Annotated in this window: 23 protein-coding genes; 1 reads left to right on the top strand and 22 read right to left on the bottom strand. The window is 63.2% G+C overall.

The features are described from left to right. Positions 1-46 precede the first annotated feature (46 nt). The 20 genes from K1X15_RS00345 to aptA all read right to left on the bottom strand — a co-directional run bounded on the left by K1X15_RS00345 (position 47) and on the right by aptA (position 18,331). Positions 47-400, bottom strand: coding sequence for a septal ring lytic transglycosylase RlpA family protein (locus tag K1X15_RS00345; protein ID WP_240549596.1), 354 nt, complete (start codon positions 398-400; stop codon positions 47-49). Between the two features lie 446 nt (positions 401-846). Then, on the bottom strand, positions 847-1,482 hold the full coding sequence (locus K1X15_RS00340; protein WP_220305557.1) for a peroxiredoxin: 636 nt from the start codon (positions 1,480-1,482) through the stop codon (positions 847-849). A 168-nt stretch (positions 1,483-1,650) separates the two neighbouring features. Further along, positions 1,651-1,854 (bottom strand): hypothetical protein, encoded by a 204-nt coding sequence (locus K1X15_RS00335; RefSeq protein WP_220305556.1) that lies wholly within the window; start codon positions 1,852-1,854, stop codon positions 1,651-1,653. Between the two features lie 156 nt (positions 1,855-2,010). After that, the gene (locus K1X15_RS00330) at positions 2,011-2,535 is read right to left on the bottom strand and encodes a CreA family protein (RefSeq protein ID WP_220305555.1); all 525 of its coding nucleotides are present in this window, start codon (positions 2,533-2,535) and stop codon (positions 2,011-2,013) included. A gap of 66 nt (positions 2,536-2,601) precedes the next feature. After that, complete coding sequence (locus tag K1X15_RS00325) at positions 2,602-3,420, bottom strand: amino acid ABC transporter permease (RefSeq protein ID WP_220305554.1); 819 nt, start codon at positions 3,418-3,420, stop codon at positions 2,602-2,604. 226 nt (positions 3,421-3,646) lie between these two features. Continuing rightward, positions 3,647-4,435 (bottom strand): substrate-binding periplasmic protein, encoded by a 789-nt coding sequence (locus K1X15_RS00320; protein ID WP_220305553.1) that lies wholly within the window; start codon positions 4,433-4,435, stop codon positions 3,647-3,649. Positions 4,436-4,507: 72 nt separating this feature from the next. Further along, positions 4,508-4,873: a YegP family protein gene (locus K1X15_RS21545; RefSeq protein ID WP_220305552.1), complete on the bottom strand. Its 366-nt coding sequence runs from the start codon at positions 4,871-4,873 to the stop codon at positions 4,508-4,510. 65 nt (positions 4,874-4,938) lie between these two features. After that, positions 4,939-5,232, bottom strand: coding sequence for an Rdx family protein (locus K1X15_RS00310; RefSeq protein ID WP_220305551.1), 294 nt, complete (start codon positions 5,230-5,232; stop codon positions 4,939-4,941). Further along, positions 5,229-5,687 (bottom strand): Crp/Fnr family transcriptional regulator, encoded by a 459-nt coding sequence (locus K1X15_RS00305; RefSeq protein WP_220305550.1) that lies wholly within the window; start codon positions 5,685-5,687, stop codon positions 5,229-5,231. The genes K1X15_RS00310 and K1X15_RS00305 overlap by 4 nt, the downstream gene beginning before the upstream one ends. Before the next feature lie 108 nt (positions 5,688-5,795). Next, the gene (locus tag K1X15_RS00300; protein ID WP_220305549.1) at positions 5,796-6,428 is read right to left on the bottom strand and encodes a DUF1236 domain-containing protein; all 633 of its coding nucleotides are present in this window, start codon (positions 6,426-6,428) and stop codon (positions 5,796-5,798) included. Between the two features lie 160 nt (positions 6,429-6,588). After that, on the bottom strand, positions 6,589-7,071 hold the full coding sequence (locus tag K1X15_RS00295; protein ID WP_220305548.1) for a glutathione peroxidase: 483 nt from the start codon (positions 7,069-7,071) through the stop codon (positions 6,589-6,591). A gap of 237 nt (positions 7,072-7,308) precedes the next feature. Then, complete coding sequence (locus K1X15_RS00290; RefSeq protein WP_220305547.1) at positions 7,309-8,208, bottom strand: TerB family tellurite resistance protein; 900 nt, start codon at positions 8,206-8,208, stop codon at positions 7,309-7,311. Between the two features lie 251 nt (positions 8,209-8,459). Then, positions 8,460-9,440 (bottom strand): ABC transporter substrate-binding protein, encoded by a 981-nt coding sequence (locus K1X15_RS00285; protein ID WP_220305546.1) that lies wholly within the window; start codon positions 9,438-9,440, stop codon positions 8,460-8,462. Positions 9,441-9,460: 20 nt separating this feature from the next. Further along, positions 9,461-10,570, bottom strand: a complete 1,110-nt coding sequence (locus tag K1X15_RS00280; protein ID WP_420828356.1) for an ABC transporter permease — start codon at positions 10,568-10,570, stop codon at positions 9,461-9,463. After that, on the bottom strand, positions 10,567-11,433 hold the full coding sequence (locus tag K1X15_RS00275) for an ABC transporter permease (protein WP_220305545.1): 867 nt from the start codon (positions 11,431-11,433) through the stop codon (positions 10,567-10,569). Before K1X15_RS00275 ends, K1X15_RS00280 begins: the two co-directional genes overlap by 4 nt. Before the next feature lie 202 nt (positions 11,434-11,635). After that, the gene (locus K1X15_RS00270) at positions 11,636-12,421 is read right to left on the bottom strand and encodes an ABC transporter ATP-binding protein (RefSeq protein WP_220305544.1); all 786 of its coding nucleotides are present in this window, start codon (positions 12,419-12,421) and stop codon (positions 11,636-11,638) included. A 79-nt stretch (positions 12,422-12,500) separates the two neighbouring features. Continuing rightward, entirely contained in the window at positions 12,501-13,952 is a 1,452-nt protein-coding gene (gene hydA / locus K1X15_RS00265; RefSeq protein WP_220305543.1) for a dihydropyrimidinase, read from the bottom strand. A 78-nt stretch (positions 13,953-14,030) separates the two neighbouring features. After that, positions 14,031-15,281 (bottom strand): Zn-dependent hydrolase, encoded by a 1,251-nt coding sequence (locus K1X15_RS00260; protein WP_220305542.1) that lies wholly within the window; start codon positions 15,279-15,281, stop codon positions 14,031-14,033. A gap of 158 nt (positions 15,282-15,439) precedes the next feature. Beyond that, positions 15,440-16,936 (bottom strand): CoA-acylating methylmalonate-semialdehyde dehydrogenase, encoded by a 1,497-nt coding sequence (locus K1X15_RS00255; RefSeq protein WP_220305541.1) that lies wholly within the window; start codon positions 16,934-16,936, stop codon positions 15,440-15,442. Positions 16,937-17,002: 66 nt separating this feature from the next. After that, complete coding sequence (gene aptA / locus K1X15_RS00250; RefSeq protein WP_476700509.1) at positions 17,003-18,331, bottom strand: omega-aminotransferase AptA; 1,329 nt, start codon at positions 18,329-18,331, stop codon at positions 17,003-17,005. Between the two features lie 124 nt (positions 18,332-18,455). Here aptA and K1X15_RS00245 point away from each other — a divergent pair, with 124 nt between their 5' ends. Beyond that, positions 18,456-19,202 carry a TetR family transcriptional regulator C-terminal domain-containing protein gene (locus K1X15_RS00245; RefSeq protein WP_220305540.1) on the top strand — a complete coding sequence of 249 codons (747 nt, stop codon included), beginning with the start codon at positions 18,456-18,458 and terminating at the stop codon, positions 19,200-19,202. 5 nt (positions 19,203-19,207) lie between these two features. Here K1X15_RS00245 and K1X15_RS00240 read toward each other — a convergent pair whose 3' ends face one another. Beyond that, positions 19,208-20,281 (bottom strand): GGDEF domain-containing protein, encoded by a 1,074-nt coding sequence (locus tag K1X15_RS00240; protein ID WP_220305539.1) that lies wholly within the window; start codon positions 20,279-20,281, stop codon positions 19,208-19,210. Between the two features lie 74 nt (positions 20,282-20,355). Continuing rightward, positions 20,356-20,727, bottom strand: coding sequence for a VOC family protein (locus K1X15_RS00235; RefSeq protein ID WP_220305538.1), 372 nt, complete (start codon positions 20,725-20,727; stop codon positions 20,356-20,358). Positions 20,728-20,756: the final 29 nt, after the last annotated feature.

Genomic DNA, 20,756 nt, shown 5'->3' with positions numbered 1-20,756 from the left:
GCCCGGCATTCCGGGCAGCCCATGTCGTCTCGGGAGGAGGCGAAGCTTATTTCTGCGCGATACAGACCGAGGTGACGCCCCGGTTCTGGAAGCCGAGGGCCGCCGCGGCGCCCTTGGACAGATCGATGATGCGCTTGCCGTGGTAGGGTCCACGATCGTTGATGGTGACTTCCACCGAACGGCCGGTGGTCTGGTCGGTCACTTCGACCTTGGTGCCGAAGGGAAGGGTCCGGTGCGCCGCGGTCATGGCGTTCTGGTCGAAAATCTGCCCGGACGCGGCAACCTTGCCGTTAAATCCGGGACCGTACCAGGAGGCGCCGCCACACTGGGCATAGGCTGCAGGGGAAAAGATGAGAAGGGCTGCAGCAGATGCGGCGGCGATAACGGCTTTCTTAGTCAATGGTCCTGAGGCTCGCTGAAGTTGTCGATGGCGCTTCAATAGAGGCAAGCCGGGCCGGAATCTGGGCGGCAGGCGCAAGTGCGACCTCCCGCCCCAGGTCCGGGAGCCGAAAAACGGGACAGCGAGGACCATGCTGCCGTTGAGAAAGTGGAAACCGTAGAACCAGAATCCGCGAAATGGCTGGATCGTCGCCCTGCGACAGCCCGATTGCCACCAACGGGGAAACCGGTTTGCGCGGTGTGACCTATGGGCAACGGTTCCGACAAAGCGTGCCGAAACCGCGAAACCGGACAGTCTCAGCGGAAGAAAACCGCTGCCATGGCACGGCTCCGCGTCGTAATGCGGCACGAATGTGACGGAGTTCGACCGGGGGCCGCCATAGAAAAAGGGCGATGGCCACGCCACCGCCCTCAAAGTTGGTCAGGGAGAAAACGGATCGCCGGGGCTCAACCCTGCGGCTGGGGCACAATGCGCAGATAGGGCTTCAGTTCCTTCCAGCCCTGGGGGTACTTGGCCTTGGCCGCCTCGTTGGAGACGGCCGGGACAATGATGACGTCCTCGCCGTTCTTCCAGTTCACCGGCGTGGCGACCTGGTGCTTTGCCGTGAGCTGCAGGCTGTCGATAACGCGCAGGATCTCATCGAAATTGCGGCCCGTGGAGGCGGGATATTCGATCTTGAGCTTCACCTTCTTGTCCGGGCCGATGACGAAGAGCGAGCGCACCGTCAGGGTGTTGTCGGCATTGGGGTGGATCATGTCATATTTGCGCGCCACCTCGCCCTCGGTATCGGCCAGGAGCGGGAAATTCAGCGCCGACCCCTGGGTTTCCTCGATGTCGCGCGCCCAGCCGGTGTGATCCTCGAGCTTGTCGACCGAGAGGCCCAGCACCTTGACGCCACGCTTGGCGAACTCGTCCTTGAGCTTGGCGGTATAGCCCAGCTCGGTCGTGCAGACCGGGGTATAATTCTTGGGGTGACTGAACAGGACCGCCCAGGAGCCGTCGATGTAATCGTGGAAGTGGATGGGGCCCTCGGTGGAATCGAGGGTGAAATCTGGAGCGGTATCGCCAATCAGGATTGCCATGGTCGTCTTCCTCTGCCCGCAGCACCGCGGGTCCACTATTGATTGAATGAAAGAATATCGTGCTGACCCGTGCCGCTTGAAGCGGCATCAGGCGGAACGCTTTTGCCTAGTTCGGGGCATGGTCGGCAAGCTGTTCCTTGTCGCGGCCTCGCGCGGAAATGCCGACGATCAGGAGAGCGCCGCCATCAGCCGGGCCGGTACGCCCGGGTTCTGCAGCCAGTAGAGCACCAGCATGGGCAGGACCGCAAAGCCCAAGGCCACGGGCGGCGCCACCTTGAGCAGGCGAGCGATGAGATAGCAGATGAGGAAGAAGGCCACGCTGAAGGCCAGATCGGCAGCATTGGCCGAGAGATGGGCGAACACCTGTTTCAATTGCCCCTCCGGACAACCGGTTGACCAAAGGCAGCGTGGGCGCGCCAGATTGCCGAGGTCTCTCGGAGACCGGCGTGATTTTCGTCAAATTTGCATCAAATGCCCTACCTGGCGATGGAGGGGATGGCGGCGCGGCGGGATGGACAGCACGGGCAGTTATTGCACCATCACCGAGCCTTCCATGGGCTGGGCCGCAGGCGCGCCATTGGTCCAGGTGACATCAAGGCCGTTGAGCGGCACGACCGACAGGCTCATTTTGCCCGAGCCCTGCTGGATCTGGCGGGCATGGGCGAGATAGATCAGTGAATTGTTGGCCGCGTCATAGATGCGGGTGACGCGCAGCGACTTCCAGATGAGCGAACGGCCCTGCTGGAAGATTTCCTCGCCCCCGGCGCGGGTTGCGATGTCACCCACGGTGATCGGGCCGATGGCCGAGCAGTCAAGCGCCGAATAGGACGGGTCCTCGAACCAGTTGCCCTGGCTCAGCCTGTCGATGAAGGAGCGGTTGAAGAAGGCCAGATGACACACGACCCCATCGACGTCCGGGTCGGCCACCGCCTCGATGGAAATGTCATTGCCGGTCCAATCGACCCCGACATTGCCTACTTCGTTGCGATTGCCGCAGGCGGCCAGGGAGAGCGCTGCGACGGCGACGACGGCAAGGCGGGCGATGGGATGCATGGGGTCCTCCAAGGGTGCCGGCCTAACATGGGGAGCCCAATTGCGGGCTGCAAGCCGGGCCGGGACCTAACGGCCGGCCCGCCCATCCATGACCCGCTCCAGCCAGCGCACCAGGAGTGAGAGCGAGATGGTCATGGTCAGGTAGAGGAAGGCAACGACATTGTAGGTTTCGAAGAACAGGAAGCTCGAGGAGGCGGAGAGCTTGCCCAATTGGGTGATGTCCTGCACGCCCAGAGCCGAGACCAGCGCCGAGTCCTTGACCATGGAGACGAAATCATTGCCGAGCGGGGGCAATATGGTGCGCAGGGCCTGGGGAAAGATGACGAGGCGGAAGCAGTGCCAGCGGCCGAGGCCCAGCGAGCGGGCGGCCTCGATCTGCCCGCGCCCCACCGCCTCGATGCCGGCGCGGAAGATTTCGGCGATGAAGGCGGAATAGCAAATGGTTAACGCGAAGATCGCTCGCCAGACGAAGTCGAAGCCGCGCACGGTGGCGGGGGCAATCCAGCCCCAGTCGATCAAAGGGGCGAGCGCCCAGTTGAAGCCGGCGACCATTGCCGGGGCCGCAACGAAGGCGATGTAGAAGAGAAAGACCAGGATCGGCACGCCGCGGATGATCTCGACATAGAAGGTCGCGATCTCGCGCAGGACCCGATTGCCCGAGGTGCGGGCCAGGGCGATCAGCAGGCCCAGCACAGTCGCCGACACGAAGGCGAGAATGGTTACCCAGAGCGTGGTGACGACACCGCCCGAAAGGGTGCGGAAGATGGTGGCATAGGTCTGGTTGCTGGTGATCGCCCAGAGCCCCAGCACGAAGAGCAGGCCGATGGCCAGCAGCCACCATGGCATGCGGGCAAGGACGGAGGGGCGGCGGGGGCGATAGGTCATGGGCGGCAGATCATGGGCGACGGGTACAACCGATCAGGCGGGTCTTGCGCCTCCCTCCCCCTTGAGGGGAGGGAATGAGGGTGGGGGTGATGGAGCGCATTCGGACGGCGCCAAACGACCGACACCCCCACCCCAGCTTCGCTAAGGCTTGCAGCCAGGCTGCGCTACCCTCCCCTCAAGGGGGAGGGCGGGCAGGAGCCTTGGGGCCGGCTGCCTTGCGCCGGTCTTACTCAGCCGCGTATTCGAAGAACCAGTAGTTGATGCGCTCGTCGAGCCAGCCATCGGCCTTCATCTGCGCGAGGGCGGCGTTGAAAGGTTCGACGAGGTCGGAGCCGGGGGTCAGGATGAAACCGAAGGGATCGGACTTGATGGCCGCGCCGGCCTGCTTGAAGGCTCCGGGATCGGCGCCGATATAGCCCGCGGACGCGGCCTGATCGGCGATCACCGCATCGACGTCACCGGCCTTCACCGCCTGCACGGCCGCGCCGAAGCTGTCGAAGGTCTTGACGCGCGGATTGGCCTCGTCGCCGTCGAGAACATCATAGATGGCGGTATAGAAGGACGAGGTGCCGGCCTGGGCGCCGAACAGCAGGTCGGTTTTTTCGGCAAAGCTTTCCGGACCGGTGATGCGCTCTTCGTCGGCGCGGACGAGGAAATATTGTTCGACCGTGATGAAGGGCTCGGTGAAGTCGATCTGCTCCTCGCGCTCCGCGGTGATGGTGATGCCGTCAGCACCGATATCGAACTGGCCGGTCCGAACGCTTTCGATCATCACGTCCCAGGCGGTCAAATCCCATTCGACCGTGGCGTTGAGACGCCGCGCGGCTTCATTGATGACATCATATTCAAGGCCGATGCCGTTGCCGTCCGGGCCCGCGAAATTGAGCGGGTAATAGGCGTTCTCGGTAACGGCGTGAATGGTGCGACCGCCCAGATCTGGCAGGTCCTGGGCGGACACGGGCATGGCAGCCAGGGCCAGGGCGGCGGTGGCGAGCAGGGCGGTTCTTAAGATCATTGTCGACGTCTCCCGGAACGAATTCGCCCGGGAGACTAGACCATGGCCCCCGCTCTTGGGAATGGCGAAGCGTTAGGCTTCAACCACTTCGGCGTCCGGACCGTTCTTTTTCAGCGAGTCGATGGCGTTCTTGGCGGAGGCCTTGGAGGCATAGGTTTCGGTGCGGGCCATGGTCTCGCCATTGGACGACACGAAGCGCACGAAATGCTGGCCATCCTTGGACTCGACGATTTCGAAGCGATAGCCCGAGCCTTCCTCGCCCTTGGAAAGATCGACGGTGGCCGCGCCCGGCGCGTTCTTCTTCACCGACTCGATGCCATTTTTGGCACTGGCCTTCTGCTTGTAGTTTTCCGACCAGAAGATCTTCTCGGAATTGTAGGAGAAGTCGAACTTGAACTGATCGTTGGCGGCGGCAGTGATATTGAACTTGTGTGCCATGACGCTGGCCTCCCTGGGTGACTCACGCAGGCAAGACTAGCGCACCACCGCAAATTGGAAAGCGTTTACTGCGCCGGAGCCACCCGATCGACATGGCCAAGGTCTCGGTCGGGATCGATGCGGTCGCGCACCATCTGCTTGAGCACGCGGATATCGGGAAAGCCGCCATCGCGCTTGCGCTCCCAGATGAGGTCCCCATCGAGATGGATCTCGAAGATGCCGCCAGTGCCGGGGATGAGGGTTACCTGCCCCAGCTCGAGCGAGAAGGTGGACAGCAATTCCTGCGCCATCCAACCCGAGCGCAGCAGCCAGTTGCACTGGGTGCAATAGGCGATGGTGATGGTGGGCTTGCCGCTCACTTGCGCTTCTTGCCGGTTTCGGCCGGATCAACGAGGCTGGCCAGGATTTCGTCGACCAGGTCGAGGTCCTGCCGCTTGCCGGCCGCCTGCTGCTGCAGATCCACCAGGTAGGAGGTGGTGTAGTAGAGCCGCCGCGCCAGCATGGTGGCGATATGCAGGCTCATTTCCGGATGCCCGTCGAGAAAGGTCAAAGCATCGGGGATTTCGTAGGCACGCACCGCCGACAGCGCCTTGACCGTGGCGGAATGCGGCATGTCGAGCAGCACCGCCATTTCGCCAAAGATCGAGCCGGGTTCGTCGACATGGGTGACCTGGGTGCGCTCGCGGATGACTTCGACCTGCCCCTCGATCAGCACCAGGAGCTTGCCCAGTCGCTCGCCCTCGGGGAGCATGACCTGGCCGGACTTGAACCGCACTTCGCCCAGATCCGCGCAATAATCGAGAATGTCGGCCATTGCCCCCCGCCTCCACCAGCTTGTGGCGCGAAATCTAAAGCATTGTCCGCGCAAAGCAAAGCCGCCCGGACGCGGGGTCCGGGCGGCCTGCCATAACGGATCGAGGGATTACTTGACCCAGATGACCGTGCGGGAGGAGCTTTCCACCAGTGCCGGGCGGCCATCGACATAGACATAGCCGTAGGTGGTGCTGTCCGGGATCTCATGGACGGTGACATCCTGCGGCAGCACATAGCCGACCACAACGTCACCTTCGGCATTGATCGGGTCAACCGGGTTGGCCACGGCAAAGTCGGCGGCCGACTGGCTCACCACATAGCCGGGCGAATAGACCAGAGTGTTGTTGGACAGGTCCACGATCCAGACGCGGCCATTGGCGTAGAAATAGCCATGGGCGGGATCGTTCTCGACCGGGTAGATGGTGACGCCGCTCGGGACCGCAGCACCGACATCAAGCGAGCCCTCGATCATGATCGGCTCGACCGGGTGATTGCCGGCATATTCGATGGTGGAGGTCTCGATGCCGGCTTCGGCGCCGATCACGGCACCGGCAAAGCCACCAATGACGGCGCCAATGGGACCGCCGGCGAGGAAGCCAAGCGTTGCGCCGCCCGCGGCACCACCGGTTGCGCCGATGGTGGCGCCAGCTTCAGAGTTGACGACACCGGCGTCCTGGGCAAATGCCGGGACGCTCAGGCCAAGCGAAATCAGGGCCACGGAGGCCAGAAGGGTCTTCTTCATTTTTGTCATTCCTTTCGTGCTGCGGCCAGAAGGCCGCCTCGTGCAAGGGGAGATTCGCCGGGGCCGGCGATCTCTTGTTCCGCCCCTTGCCCAACGAACGGGCGGATTGGCAAAGCGTTCCGGGCCGGAAGGAATGTGATTGGGAGCTGTGTCCGGATTGCTACAACAGCCTTGCGATGGCTGGGGCGATCTCGGCCGGTTCGGTGGTGGAGGCGAAGCGCTCGACCACGCGCCCATTGCGGTCGAGCAGGAACTTGGTGAAGTTCCACTTGATGGCCTCGCTACCCAACAGGCCGGGCGCAGAGGCTTTGAGCCAGGCATAGAGCGGATGGGTGCCCTCGCCATTGACCTCGATCCGCTCGAACAGGGGGAAGCTGACGCCGAAATTGACCGCGCAGAAGCGGGCAATCTCCTCCGAACTGCCTGGCTCCTGCTCACCGAACTGGTTGCAGGGGAAGCCGAGAACGACCAGACCCTGGTCCCGGAATTGCCGGTAGAGCGCCTCGAGCCCCTCATATTGCGGCGTGGAGCCACATTGGCTGGCGACATTGACGATGAGCACGACCTTGCCGGCATAGTCGGACAGGGCCTGCGGTGTGCCATCGAGGCGGTTGGCGGCAAAATCGGCAAGGGTGTGGGACATGTCGTGGCTCTGGGTGGCAATCATCCCAGAGCTAGGGCGATCCCGGCCTCCGGGCAAGCCCGGGCGGGGCGCAATCGGTCCGGCTGGGGCGGCATCAAGAAAAAAGGCGGGGATCGCTCCCCGCCTTTCTGCATCCGGTCAGGTGACCAGAAAGATGATGATGATCAGCCAGATCGGCACGCCGAGCAGCCAAAGTGCTAGTCCTTTGAACATCGCTTTTCTCCTTCTTCTGCTCGACTAGAACCGACGGAAGACGTCGGCAAAGACGGTGTTGTTGTCGCGGTGATTGCCGCCCTTCTGGGCCGCCCAATAGGCGCCGATGGCCGAGACCAGCGAGGAAGCCGCGAGCAGGAAGGCCGCAATGATGGCCGTGTTGCGGGCGATGCGGGCCGCCTCGACTGCCTGCTGACGGGCCGTTTCGACATTGGCGATCACCTGGTCCACACGGGCCTGGGCCTCTTCGGGCGGCAGGCCCGTATTGGCGGAGACGAGGCTGGCGAGATAGGTGCGGTCGGCGTCGGGCACGGTGCCGTCACCCAACGCCGCCTGGGCAAAGATGCGGCTGGCTTCATCGCGGGCAATGCCGGTATCGGCGGCCGGGGTCTGGCTGCGGAACAGGGTATCGACGAAATAGGCGTTGGGGTCGGCAAGGTCCGCCTCGCCTTCGGCCACATTGGACGCAGCCACGGTCGCGGTGGCCGCCGCATTGCCGGCCATGTTGGCCGCTGCACCAATGCCGCTCAGCGCCAGAACGGCTCCGACGATCATGGCGCCGCCCCAGACCAGAAGACCGTGGGCGCCGTCGCGCATATCGCTCTCATCCTCGGTGGCGTCGAAATTGCGGCGACGCAACCGGCCGGTAAGATAGCCGCCGGCCATGAAGCTCGAAATCTGTACCCAGAGAAACCAGCTGGCGGCGCCGATGCCGATCAGGATGGCCGGGGCGCCCTCGCGGGCGTTGAAATCGACAAAGTTGAGGCCAATGGCCGAGCCGAAGCTGATCAGCACAAGGGAAATGGCCGAGGCGAAGACAATGCCGGCGAAGATGGCCGGCCAATCGACATAGCTGGCCTCAACGGCAGAGGCGCTGGTGGTGGTTTCGACGACGGCGATGCCCGCCGGGGTGTCCATGCTCATGGGGTTCTTCCTCCCTTGGCGGCTCAAGCGAGGCCGATGAAGGAAAGAATGGCCATGACGATGACCACGAGGCCGACAAGGTAGATGATGGAGTTCATGGGGTGACCCTCTTGTTGGTTGACGCGAGTGGTCAATCAACTGTGAGGGCGGGGATTTTGTTCCGTAGGCGCTGCGAGACCGCGCAAGTGCTCCGAGAACGAAACAGGCGGGGATCGCTCCCCGCCCGCTCCAATTCGGTCAGTGAACGGCGCTTACTTCAGCGCGTCGGTAACGACGGTGGTGTAGGCGCCTTCCGGGGTGGCCTTGATGATCGACTGGTCGAGCAGGGCCTTCACGGTGCGGTCATAGGTTTCCATGTTCAGCGCCGGATCGGCGGCATCGACCAGCTTGGAGACCTCGCCCACCATATAGAGCTGGTGGTCATATTCGGCGGCGCCGGTATCATCCATGTCGACGACGATCTGGGCGGCTTCCTCGGGGTTCTCGAGAGCATATTGCCAGCCCTTCATCGAGGCCTTCACGAAGCGGGTATAGGCGTCGACCTTGGCAGGATCGTCGAGGCTGTCTTCCATGACATAGAGGCCGTCCTCCAGGAGGTCGTTGCCCATGTCGGTATAGTTGAAGATGGTGAGGTTATCCGGGCCGTAGCCGGCATCGAGCGCCTGGCCATATTCGTTATAGGTCATGACCGAGATGCAGTCGGCCTGGCCCTGGATCATGGGCTGGATATCAAAGCTCTGCTGGAGGACCGTGACGCCGCCTGCCGAGCCATCGGTGGGGATGCCTTCCTTGTTCATCCAGGCAAAGAAGGGGTATTCATTGCCGAAGAACCAAACGCCCAGCGTATGGCCGGGGAAATCGGCCGGAGAGGTAATGCCGGTTTCGGTGGGGCAGATCATCATCAGGCCCGAGCGCTTGAAGGGCTGGGCGATGTTGACCAATGGCACGCCGCTTTCGCGGGCCGCCATGCCCGCCGCCATCCAGGTGACGATGATGTCGGCGCCGCCGCCGGCAATGACCTGTTCGGGGGCGATGTTGGGGCCGCCGGGCAGAATGGTGACGTCCAGGTCTTCCTCGTCATAAAAGCCCTTGGATTCGGCGACGAGATAGCCGGCGAACTGCGCCTGGGTGACCCATTTCAGTTGCAGCGTCAGCGCATCGGCCGCCAAAGCGGCGGGGGCAGCGGAAAGCGCCAGCGCGCCAGCCAGCATACCGGTGATAAGCTTGTTCATGTTCGTTCCCTTGTTCCCTGTTACGACCGTCCACCGCGGACGGACGGATGCCAGAAGGTGACGCCCCTCTCGATGAGGGCGATCACCCCGTAGAAGGCGGACCCCGCGACCGCCGCAACAGCGATCTCCGCCCAGACCAGGTCGATGGCGAGACGCCCCACCCCGGTCGAAATCCGGAAGCCCATTCCCACAATGGGCGTCCCGAAGAATTCCGCTACGATTGCGCCGATCAAGGCCAGAGTCGAGTTGATCTTGAGGGCGTTGAATATGAAGGGGCCCGCAGCGGGAAGCCTGAGCTTCATAAGGGTTTGCCAGTAGGAGGCAGCATAGGTGTGCATGAGGTCGCGCTCGATGGCCGAGGCGGCATTGAGCCCGGCGACCGTGTTGACCAGCATGGGAAAGAAGGTCATGGCGACAACGACCGCGGCCTTGGATTGCCAGTCGAAACCGAACCACATGACCATGATCGGGGCGATGCCAATGATGGGCAGCGCCGACATGAAATTGCCGATGGGCATGACCCCGGCCTTGAGGAAAGGCGAGCGATCGACAGCGATGGCGACCAGCAATCCGGCGAGGCAGCCAATGGCGTAGCCGGGCAGCACGGACTTGATGAAGGTCTGGACGAAATCGGCCCAGAGCGTGGGCACTTCGGCGGTCAGCCGCGCCCAGATGGCCGAAGGCGGGGGTAGCAGCACGGGCGGCACATTGGCGCCGCGCGTCACCACTTCCCAGACCACCAGCAGGGCCAGGCCGAAGACCACGGGAATGACGAGGCCGGTGCCGGTTTCGGGCAGCCGGCCGCTGCGAATGGCGGCCGAAAGCCGTTCGACAAAGAGCCATGCAAAGGCCCAGCCCGAAAACAGTGCCAGCCAGTGGTGCAGCGGCATGGCCACGCCCGGGCCCAGCGACTGAATCAGCGCCAGCGCGCCAAAAGCTGCCAATAGGCCGTCGAGCCAGAGGCTGAACGGCATGGCGAGGCGGAACAGCGACAGCGCCGCCAGGCCAAAGAACCATGACAGCATCGGCGCGGCGCCGAGCGTGGGAATGCTGAACATCAGACCAAAGAGACCGGTGCCGGCTGCGACGAGGGCGAGATAGAGCTGCAGGCTCGTGAGGTCGCGTCTCATGCCCGTGCCCCCATCCGCGCATTGACGAAGCGCTCGGCACTGCCGACGAGCGCCACCAGGATGGCGGCGAAGCCAGCGGCGATGAACAGGGCGGCCCAGATCTGCACGGTCTGGCCATTATAGGAGCCGGTGAGCAGGCGCACGCCCAAGCCTCCGCCCGAGGCATTGGAAAGCTCAGCCACCACGGCGCCGATCAGCGAAATGGCAATGCCCACCTTCATCGAGGCGAAAAGGAAGGGCATGGCAGCCGGCCAGCGCAATTTCCAGAAGACCTGCCAGGAACTGGCGTCATAGGTGCGCATCAGATCGAGCTGGATGGCCTCGGGCGAGCGCAGGCCCTTGACCATGCCCACGACCACCGGGAAGAACGAGAGATACATCGAAATCAGCGCCTTGGGCACGAGCCCCGTCAGCCCCACCGCGCCAAGGCCGACCACCACCATGGGTGCCACGGCCAGAATGGGGATAGTCTGGCTGGCAATGATCCAGGGCATCAGCGAGCGGTCGGAGGCGTCATTGTGGATGATGGCCACTGCCAGCCCCACACCGAGGACAGTGCCAAAGGCGAAGCCGAGCAGCGTGGCCGACAGGGTGATCCAGCCGTGATAGGCGAGCGAGCGCTTGGAGTTGATGTCAATCGCGACCGTGGCGTTCCAGATTTCGCCCAAGACCTGATGGGGCGCGGGGAGCACCGGCTTGTCCTGGCCCCAGGTCTGGCCGACGAACTCGGTAAAGGGCACGTTCTCCAGCTTGGCGCGGGTGTTGAGCTGGTTCTGCCAGGGGGCATTCATCCAGACTGCGGCGGCATACCAGAGCGCGAGGATGGCAAGGAGGATGGTGAGGACGGGAAGGACGCGGGTCATGGGCGGCCACCAAAATAGCGGCTGACCATCCTCCCCCGCCTGCGGGGGAGGGGGACCGCCCCAAGGGCGGTGGAGGGGGGAGCGACAAACACTATCCCCTCGGCCGCGCTGACGTTACCGCGCTTGCGGCACCCCTCTCCACCACGCTGCGCGTGGTCCCCCTCTCCCGTAAACGGGAGAGGACAGAGTGATCCCGCCCCCATCACACCGCCCCCTCGTCATAGGAATGTCCGGCCCTGAGGCCCTCGCGGACGCGGGCGGCGATGGCCAGGAATTCGGGCGTCTCGCGGATATCGAGCGGGCGCTCGCGCGGCAATGTGCTCTCGATGATGTCGGTCACCCGGCCGGGTCGCGGCGACATGACCACGATGCGGGTGGAGAGATAGACCGCCTCGGGAATGGAATGGGTGACGAAGCAGATGGTCTTCTGCGTGCGATCCCAGAGCTTCAGCAGCTCGGAATTGAGGTGATCGCGGACGATCTCATCGAGGGCGCCGAAGGGCTCGTCCATCAGAAGGAGGTCGGCGTCGAAACTCAAGGCCCGGGCGATGGAGGCGCGCTGCTGCATGCCCCCCGAGAGCTGCCAGGGATATTTCTTTTCGAAGCCCGAGAGATTGACCAGCTCCATGGTGCGCCGGATGCGCTCAGCCTGCTCTGCGGCAGAGTGCCCCATGATTTCGAGCGGCAGGGCGATATTCTTCTCGATCGTGCGCCAGGGATAGAGCGCGGCCGCCTGGAAGACATAGCCATAGGCCCGCGCCTTGCGCGCCTGTTCCGGGCTCATGCCATTGACGCTGAGCGTGCCCGAAGTGGGCTTTTCGAGATCGGCGATGGTCCTCAAGAACGTCGTCTTGCCGCAGCCCGAAGGACCGATGAAGGAGACGAAATCGCCCTTCTCGATGGTGAGATTCACGTCGGAAAGGGCGACGACGTCACCATCGCCGGTGGGGAAGGTGAGGCCGAGATTGGTGGCGGAGACGACGCTCATAGAAAAGCCCCCTCACCCGCCAATTGATAGCGACCTCTGCCCGATCCGGGGGCTTTGAAGACTAGTCGAACCAAACTCATCAAACCCCCGTCGCCGGAATACCGCTGCGTTCTACCTTGCGCGGCGCGACGATATCCTTCCACTGGCTCAAGGCCCGGTTCACAGGGTTTTTCGCTTCGCGGGCGACGAACTTGCCATGGCCCGGCTCGGCCTTCACCTCCGCCTCGACAATCGAGACCTTGCCGCGGCTCAGAACGAAGCGCGGCAGGCCGGTGACTTCGAAACCTTCAAAGACATTGTAGTCGATGACCGATTGCTGGCTCTTGGCGGAAATGGTCTTTTTCCGCTTGGGGTCCCAGACCACGAGATCGGCGTCGGCGCCGACCATGACTGCACCCTTCTTGGGATACATATTGAGGATCTTGGCGATATTGGTCGAGGTGACGGCAACGAACTCGTTGGGCGTCAGGCGGCCGGTATTGACCCCGGCGGTCCAGAGCACGGGCATGCGGTCTTCGAGGCCGCCGGTGCCGTTGGGGATCTTGGCGAAATTGCCAACCCCGAAGCGCTTCTGCTCGGTGGTGAAGGCGCAATGATCGGTGGCGACGCAGGAGAGCGAGCCCGCCTGCAACCCGGCCCAGAGCGAATCCTGGTGCTGCTTGTTGCGGAAGGGCGGCGACATGACGCGACGGGCGGCATGGTCCCAATCGGGGTTGAAATACTCGCTTTCGTCGAGCGTCAGATGCTGGATCAGCGGCTCGCCATAGACGCGCATGCCCTTCTGCCGGGCGCGGCGGATGGCTTCATGCGCCTGCTCGCAAGAGGTGTGCACCACATAAAGCGGCACCCCGGCCATATCGGCCAGCATGATGGCGCGGTTGGTGGCTTCGCCCTCGACTTCCGGGGGCCGGGAATAGGCGTGGGCCTCGGGGCCGTTATTGCCTTCGGCGAGCAGTTTTGCGGTCATGGCCGCGACCACGTCGCCATTTTCGGCATGGACCAGCGGCAGGGCGCCGAGCGCGGCGCAACGCTGGAAGGAGGCGAACATCTCGTCGTCGTTCACCATCAGCGCGCCCTTATAGGCCATGAAGTGCTTGAACGAGGTGATGCCGCGATCGACCACCTCGGCCATTTCGTTGAACACTTGCTCGCCCCACCAGGTGATGGCCATGTGGAAGGAATAGTCGGTCGAGGCCTTGCCGGTCTTGTTGTCCCACATCTGCAAGGCTTCGAGCAGGCTCTGGTCGGGATTGGGCAGGCAGAAATCGACCACCATGGTGGTGCCGCCGGCCAGTGCCGCCCGCGTGCCGCTTTCAAAGTCATCGGCCGAATAGGTGCCCATGAAGGGCATTTCGAGATGGGTATGCGGGTCGATGCCGCCCGGCATGATGAGGCAGCCGGTGGCATCCAGTTTCTCATCGCCGGAGAGGTTCCTGCCGATCTCGACGATCGTATCGCCCTCGATCTTCACATCGGCTTGGTAGGAGAGATCGGCGGTGACGATGGTGCCGTTCTTGATGACTTTGCTCATGATGCGTTCCCTTGTTCACATGTCACACCCTGCCCGCGCCTTCTCCGGAGCGCTGCGGCGAGCGTCAAATCCCCGAAACTATTCCACGATCCCCGCTGTCTCGACCACCGCGTGGAAGAGCACGTCTGCGCCGGCGGTCGCCCATTCCTTGGAAATGTCTTCGGCCTCGTTGTGGCTCAGGCCATCGACGCAGGGACACATGACCATGGCGGTTGGCGCGACCCGGTTGACCCAGCAGGCGTCATGCCCTGCACCCGAGACAATGTTGCGGTGGGAATAGCCCAGCCGCTCGGCGGCGTCGCGGACGGCCTTGACGCAGTTTTCGTCGAATGTGACGGGGTCGAAATGGCCGGTCGGCTCAATCTTGAGGCCCAGGCCCAGTTCCTCGGCGATTCTTGCCGCCTCGGCTTCGATCTGCGTGCGCATGGAGGTGAGCTTGTCGAGTTCGGGCGAGCGGATGTCGATGGTGAACACCGCCTTGCCCGGAATGACATTGCGCGAATTGGGATAGACATTGGCCTGACCCACGGCGCCGACGGCATTGGGTTGATGCGCCATGGCAATGCGATGCACCGCCTCGGTGACCCGCGCCATGCCGAGCCCGGCATTGACGCGCATGTTCATCGGGGTGGAGCCGGTATGGGCTTCCTTGCCGGTGAGTGTCACCTCGAGCCACCACAGGCCCTGGCCATGGGTGACGACGCCAATATCCTTGCCCTCGGCCTCAAGAATCGGCCCCTGTTCGATATGGAGTTCGAACATGGCGTGGATCTTGCGCGCGCCGACCTTTTCCGGGCCCTTCCAGCCAATGCGCTCAAGCTCGTCGCCAAAGCGCTTGCCCTCGGCATCGACCCGGTCATAGGCCCAGTCGCGCTCATGCATGCCGGCGAAAACACCCGAGGCCAGCATGGCCGGGGCGAAGCGGGTCCCTTCTTCATTGGTCCAGTTGGTGACGACGATGGGACGCTTGGTCTTGATGCCGAGATCGTTGAGGGTGCGGACCAGCTCGAGCCCGCCCAGGACCCCGAGCACGCCATCATATTTGCCGCCCGTAGGCTGGGTATCGAGATGGCTGCCGACATAGACCGGGTCGAGATTGGGGTCCTCGCCCTCGCGGCGGGCGAACATGGTGCCCATTTCATCGACGCCCAGCGTCAGTCCGGCCTCCTCGCACCAGCGGGCAAAGAGTTCGCGGCCCTCCTTGTCGGCATCGGTGAGGGTCTGGCGATTATTGCCACCGGCCACGCCGGGGCCGATTTTCGCCATCTCCATCAGGCTCTCCCAGAGCCGGTCGCCATTGATCCGAAGGTTTTCGCCGGGAGAGGTCATGATGCTACTCGTGGTTCAGGTCCGAAAGAAAAGACCCCGCCGTCGCGCAGGGGCGAACGGCGGGGCCGGGAGGATGGTGTATCAGCGCCATATTCCCTCTCCGTGCCGGAGAGGGAGCGGGTGGTCAGCGATTCTTGTGCGACGCTGACCATCAGTCCCTACTTCACGCTGGGAAAGCTAAATTCTGCTCCACCCTTGATGCCGGCGGGCCAGCGGGTGGTGACGGTTTTCAGCCTGGTATAGAAGTGGATGCCTTCGGGCCCGTAGATGGAGTGATCGCCGAAGAGGGATCGCTTCCAGCCACCGAAGGAGTGATAGGCCACCGGCACCGGGATGGGCACATTGACGCCCACCATGCCTACCTCGATCTTGTCGGCAAATTCGCGGGCGGCGTCGCCGTCGCGGGTGAAGATGGCGGTGCCATTGGCATATTCATGGCCATGGATGAGATCGACCGCATCCTTGAAGCTGTCGCGGCGCACCACGGACAGAACCGGTCCGAAAATCTCTTCCCTGTAGATCTTCATATTGGGCTCGACATTGTCGAACAGCGTGCCACCGACAAAATAGCCGTTTTCATAGCCTTGCAGCGAGAAGCCGCGGCCATCGACGACGAGTTCGGCGCCTTCTTCGACGCCAGAATCGATATAGCCCAGGATCTTGTCGCGGTGAATCTTCGTCACCACCGGACCCATTTCGGCATCCTTGTCGGTGGCGGGGCCGATCTTGAGGGCCTCAACCCGCGGCTTCAGCTTGGCGACCAGCGCATCAGCGGTCTCCTTGCCCACCGGCACTGCGACGGAAATGGCCATGCAGCGCTCGCCAGCCGATCCATAGCCAGCGCCCATCAGCGCATCGGCGGCCTGGTCGAGATCGGCATCGGGCATGATGACCATGTGGTTCTTGGCGCCGCCAAGAGCCTGCATGCGCTTACCGGCTTGCGTGCCGCGCTGATAGACATATTCGGCGATCGGGGTGGAGCCGACAAAGGACACGGCCTTGATGTCGGGATGGTCGAGAATGCCATCGACCATTTCCTTGTCGCCATGGACGACATTGAGCACGCCCTCGGGGAGCCCGGCTTCCATGAAGAGGTTCCAGGCCAGCATGGAGGCGGAAGGATCGCGTTCGGAAGGCTTCAGGATGAAGCTGTTGCCGCAGGCAATGGCCGCCGGATACATCCACATCGGCACCATGGCCGGGAAGTTGAAGGGCGTGATGCCGGCGACGACGCCGAGCGGCTGGCGGTCCGAATAGGAATCGATATTGGGACCGACATTGCGGGAGAATTCACCCTTGAGGAGCTGGGGAATGCCGCAGGCATAATCGACGCAGTCGATGCCGCGGGCCACTTCGCCCAAGGCGTCATCATGCACCTTGCCGTGTTCGCGCGAGATCTCGCGGGCGAGATCATCGGCATATTGATCGAGCAGCGCCTTGAACTTGAACATGACGCGGGCCCGCTTCATGGGCGGGGTGTTGCCCCAGGCGATCTGCGCCTTCTTCGCGCTTTCGACGGCAGCGTTCAGCTCGGCCAGCGTCGAGAGCGGCAGTTCGGCGCTCTGTTCGCCGGTGGCCGGATTGAAGACCGGGACGCGGCGGGTCGAGGACGACACATAGCGCTTGCCGGCAACGGCGTTTTCGATGACGTGCATCAGGGCTTCCCCTCCAGATTGGGAACGTTCATTCTATATTTCATCGTATAGAATATTTGTTCCATTCTAATCAAGTGTCTTGAGGATGCCCGAAAGGGTGGAGACGATCTCGCCGATCTGGCTCTCCGAGATGATCAGCGGCGGCGAGAGCGCGATAATGTCGCCGGTGGTGCGGATGAGCAGGCCCTGTTCATAGGCCTTGAGGAAGGCCGAGAAGGCGCGCTTGGTGGGCGAGCCGGCAATGGGCTCGAGCTCGATGGCGCCGACCAGGCCGATATTGCGGATGTCGATGACATGGGGCAGGCCCTTGAGGGAATGCAGCGCATCTTCCCAGACCTTGGCCAATTCGGCGCCGCGGGTCAGCAGGCCTTCTTCCTTATAGGTTTCGAGCGTGGCCAGACCCGCCGCCGAGGCGACCGGATTGCCCGAATAGGTATAGCCATGGAAGAACTCGATCAGGTGCTCGGGCCCCTGCATGAAGGTGTCGTGGATCTCGGCCGAGACCATCACCGCGCCCATGGGGATGACACCGTTGGTCAGGCCCTTGGCGGTGACCATGATGTCGGGCACGACATCGAAATAGTCGGCGCCAAAGGGGGTGCCCAAGCGCCCGTAGCCGGTGATCACCTCGTCGAAAATGAGCAGGATGCCGTGTTTTTTGGTGATCTCGCGCAGGCGCTTGAGATAGCCCGGAGGTGGAATGAGCACCCCGGTGGAGCCGGCAACCGGCTCGACGATGACGGCGGCGATGGTCGAGGCATCATGCAGGGTGACGATGCGTTCGAGCTCGTCAGCCAGGTCAGCGCCGTGCTCGGGCAGGCCGCGCGAAAAAGCGTTCTGCTTGAGGTTGTGGGTGTGCGGCATGTGGTCGACGCCGGTCAGCAGCGTGCCGAACATCTTGCGGTTGGTGACAATGCCACCCACAGAAATGCCGCCGAAATTGACGCCGTGATAGGCGCGCTCGCGACCGATAAGGCGGGTGCGCGAGCCTTCGCCCTTCACCCGGTGATAGGCCAGCGCCACCTTGAGCGCGGTTTCCACCGATTCAGAGCCGGAATTGGTGAAGAGCACATGATCGAGCCCCTCGGGGGCGAGATCGACCAGGCGATTGGCCAGCTCGAAGGCCTTGGGATGGCCCATCTGGAAGGCAGGAGCATAGTCGAGCTCGGCAGCCTGATTGGCGATGGCCTCGACGATTTTCGGGCGGGCGTGGCCGGCATTGACGCACCACAGGCCTGCCGTGCCATCGAGCACCTGACGACCATCGGAGGTCGTGTAGTGCATGTCCTTGGCGGCCACGAACATGCGCGGCGATTTCTTGAACTGGCGGTTTGCCGTAAAGGGCATCCAGAACGCGCTGAGATCGTTCGGCGCAACGGTGGATGGATTGGACACGAACTCTCGCTCCCGATGATTTTCGTCCGGTCGTCATTTGGGTCTTGACGGGACGTCCCGAAGCCCGGAAATTTTGACCAGTTGGAAAAATGTTAGCATCCCTACACATTCCCGCAAGGCGAAAATGGCCCCCAGAAAACTGAAAGCCGCCGAACACGCGCCCGCTACGGCCAAACGCCAGCACAAGGCCGACGCCAAGGCAGCCTCAAGCCATCCCCCCGCCCGGCCGCGTCCGCTGACCCGCATCCAGAAGGAAAAGCAGGACATCATCCTCGAAGCGGCGCTGGAAGTGTTCTCGGTGCATGGGTTCCGCGGCGCCACGATCGACCAGATCGCTGAGGTGGCAGGGATGAGCAAGCCCAACCTGCTCTATTACTTTCCGAGGAAGGAAGAGATCCATCGCCGCCTGATCGCCGCCCTGCTCGACACCTGGCTGGCGCCGCTGCGCGAAATGGACGAAAACGGCGACCCCTTCACCGAAATCCGTTCCTATATCCGGCGCAAGCTGGAAATGGCCCGCGATTATCCACGGGAGAGCCGGCTCTTTGCCAATGAGATGCTGCAGGGCGCACCGCGGATCAGCGAAATGATCGAGGTCGATCTCAAGGGGCTGGTCGATGAAAAGGCCAAGATATTGCTGAGCTGGATGGACCAGGGGCGCCTGGCGCGCACGGACCCCTATCACCTGATCTTCTCGATCTGGGCGACCACGCAGCACTATGCCGATTTCGACGTGCAGGTGCGGGCGGTGCTGGGCAAGGGCCGCAATGGCGAGGGGCGCTTCGAGGACGCGGCGCGTTATCTCGAGCAATTGTTCATGCATGGCCTCACACCACGCCAGCGACCGGGCGAGGTCGTCACCCGCAAATAGGCAGGTCAGCCGACGGCTAGACGGGCGGGAACCCGTGGCTCCTCACTGCGCTCGCGCGCAGCCCGTGCAATGGTCTCGCCAGTGAAGCAGAAGCCGCCGCCTTCGAGGCGCTTGGCCTCGTAGAGGGCCCGGTCGGCCTGCTTGAGCAGCGCATTGGCCGGGTGGTCGAGCCCTTCTTCGACAATCCCGAGACTGACACCGACGGAGATGTTCTGCCCCAGCGCGTGAAAGGGCTGGCTGACGGCCCAGATGCAGTCGCGCGCCAGCTCGGCCAGCACCTCACGCTCGCCGCCGCGCTGGACAATGGCGACGAATTCGTCGCCGCCGATCCGCGCCAGAAACTCGCCCGGCAACAATTGCGTGGCCAGGCGCCGAGCCACTTCGATCAGCGCCAGATCACCCGCGTGGTGACCAAACAGGTCGTTGATCGGCTTGAATCGATCGAGATCGAGGGCCAGAAGCGAAAAAGGCTGGCTGTCGCCCGCCAGCCGCGCCAGCTCACCTTCCAGCGCTAGCCGGTTGGGCAGGCCGGTCAGGTGATCGCGCCTGGCCTGGCGCTGTGCCGCGATGCGCTGCGCCTCGATATCCCGCACCCGGCGCTGCATGATCAGCAGACAGCCCAGAACGCTGCCGATCAGCACCAGCATGAGGGGTACGCGCAGCGGGGCGAAGCTGGTGAAGAGATCATAGCCCGGCCGGTCTGCCTCCCAGGTGAGGAACTGACCGCCCAGGGACCCGGCCAGGAGCGGAATGGATTGCTGATATGACTGCTCGGTTGCTGACCTGGCCAGCCTGAGCTCGCGCAGCCCCGCCACCATGCCCAACCGATCCAGCGTCTCCTGAACGTCCTCGTCCGGCACGTCGGCCAGGATGTCGGCGATGGCGGCGGCTCGGATGCGCTCATCCTGCATGGACCGTTCATCGGTCGTCCACATCACATGCAAGGTGGAGTAGATCAGGACCAGTCCGGCCAGCAGGGCACCGGCAAAAGCGCCCAACACCAGCCGCCGGATTGGCGCCAGTGCCTTGACCGGATCGGCATCCGGCAAAGTCCACGAGTTGAGTATCTGTCTGTCCACTGAAGTGGTCCTGCGTCCGCGGCCATCTTCATCCAGCAAAGGTTGGCAACAGGTTAGCGGACGCTGTTTTTGCCTCAGGACCGCTTCTGGGCAATCAGGGCCAGCGGGCGCCCTTCCAGGTCCTCGAAGAAGGCGAGCCATTCCTCGGTGCCGTCGGAATGGCGGTGAATGCAGCGCGGCCCCTGGGTGAAGGCCACACCCCTTTGCGTGAGCGCAGCGTGGACAGTGTCGATGTCGTCGACCTTGAAATAGAGGATGGATTCGGCGCCCGCAGCGGGGTCCTGCTGCAGATAGAGCCGCGTGCCGCCGAGGTCGAAGAAAGCCATGCCCTCGAAACTGTAGAGCAGGGGCAGGCCGAGCACGTCGCGATACCAGGCCATCGCAGCGTCGATATCGCGCACGCTGCGGGCAATCTGGCCCAGGGGGCCAAGTGAGAGCGGGGTCATGTCACCCTCCATTGCGGATGGGTCAGCAT

Origin of the sequence: Devosia salina (assembly GCF_019504385.1) — a bacterium.
GTDB lineage: Bacteria > Pseudomonadota > Alphaproteobacteria > Rhizobiales > Devosiaceae > Devosia > Devosia salina.
The sequence above is the reverse complement of the archived record's forward strand: the minus strand, read 5'-3'. Positions and strand labels throughout refer to the sequence as shown.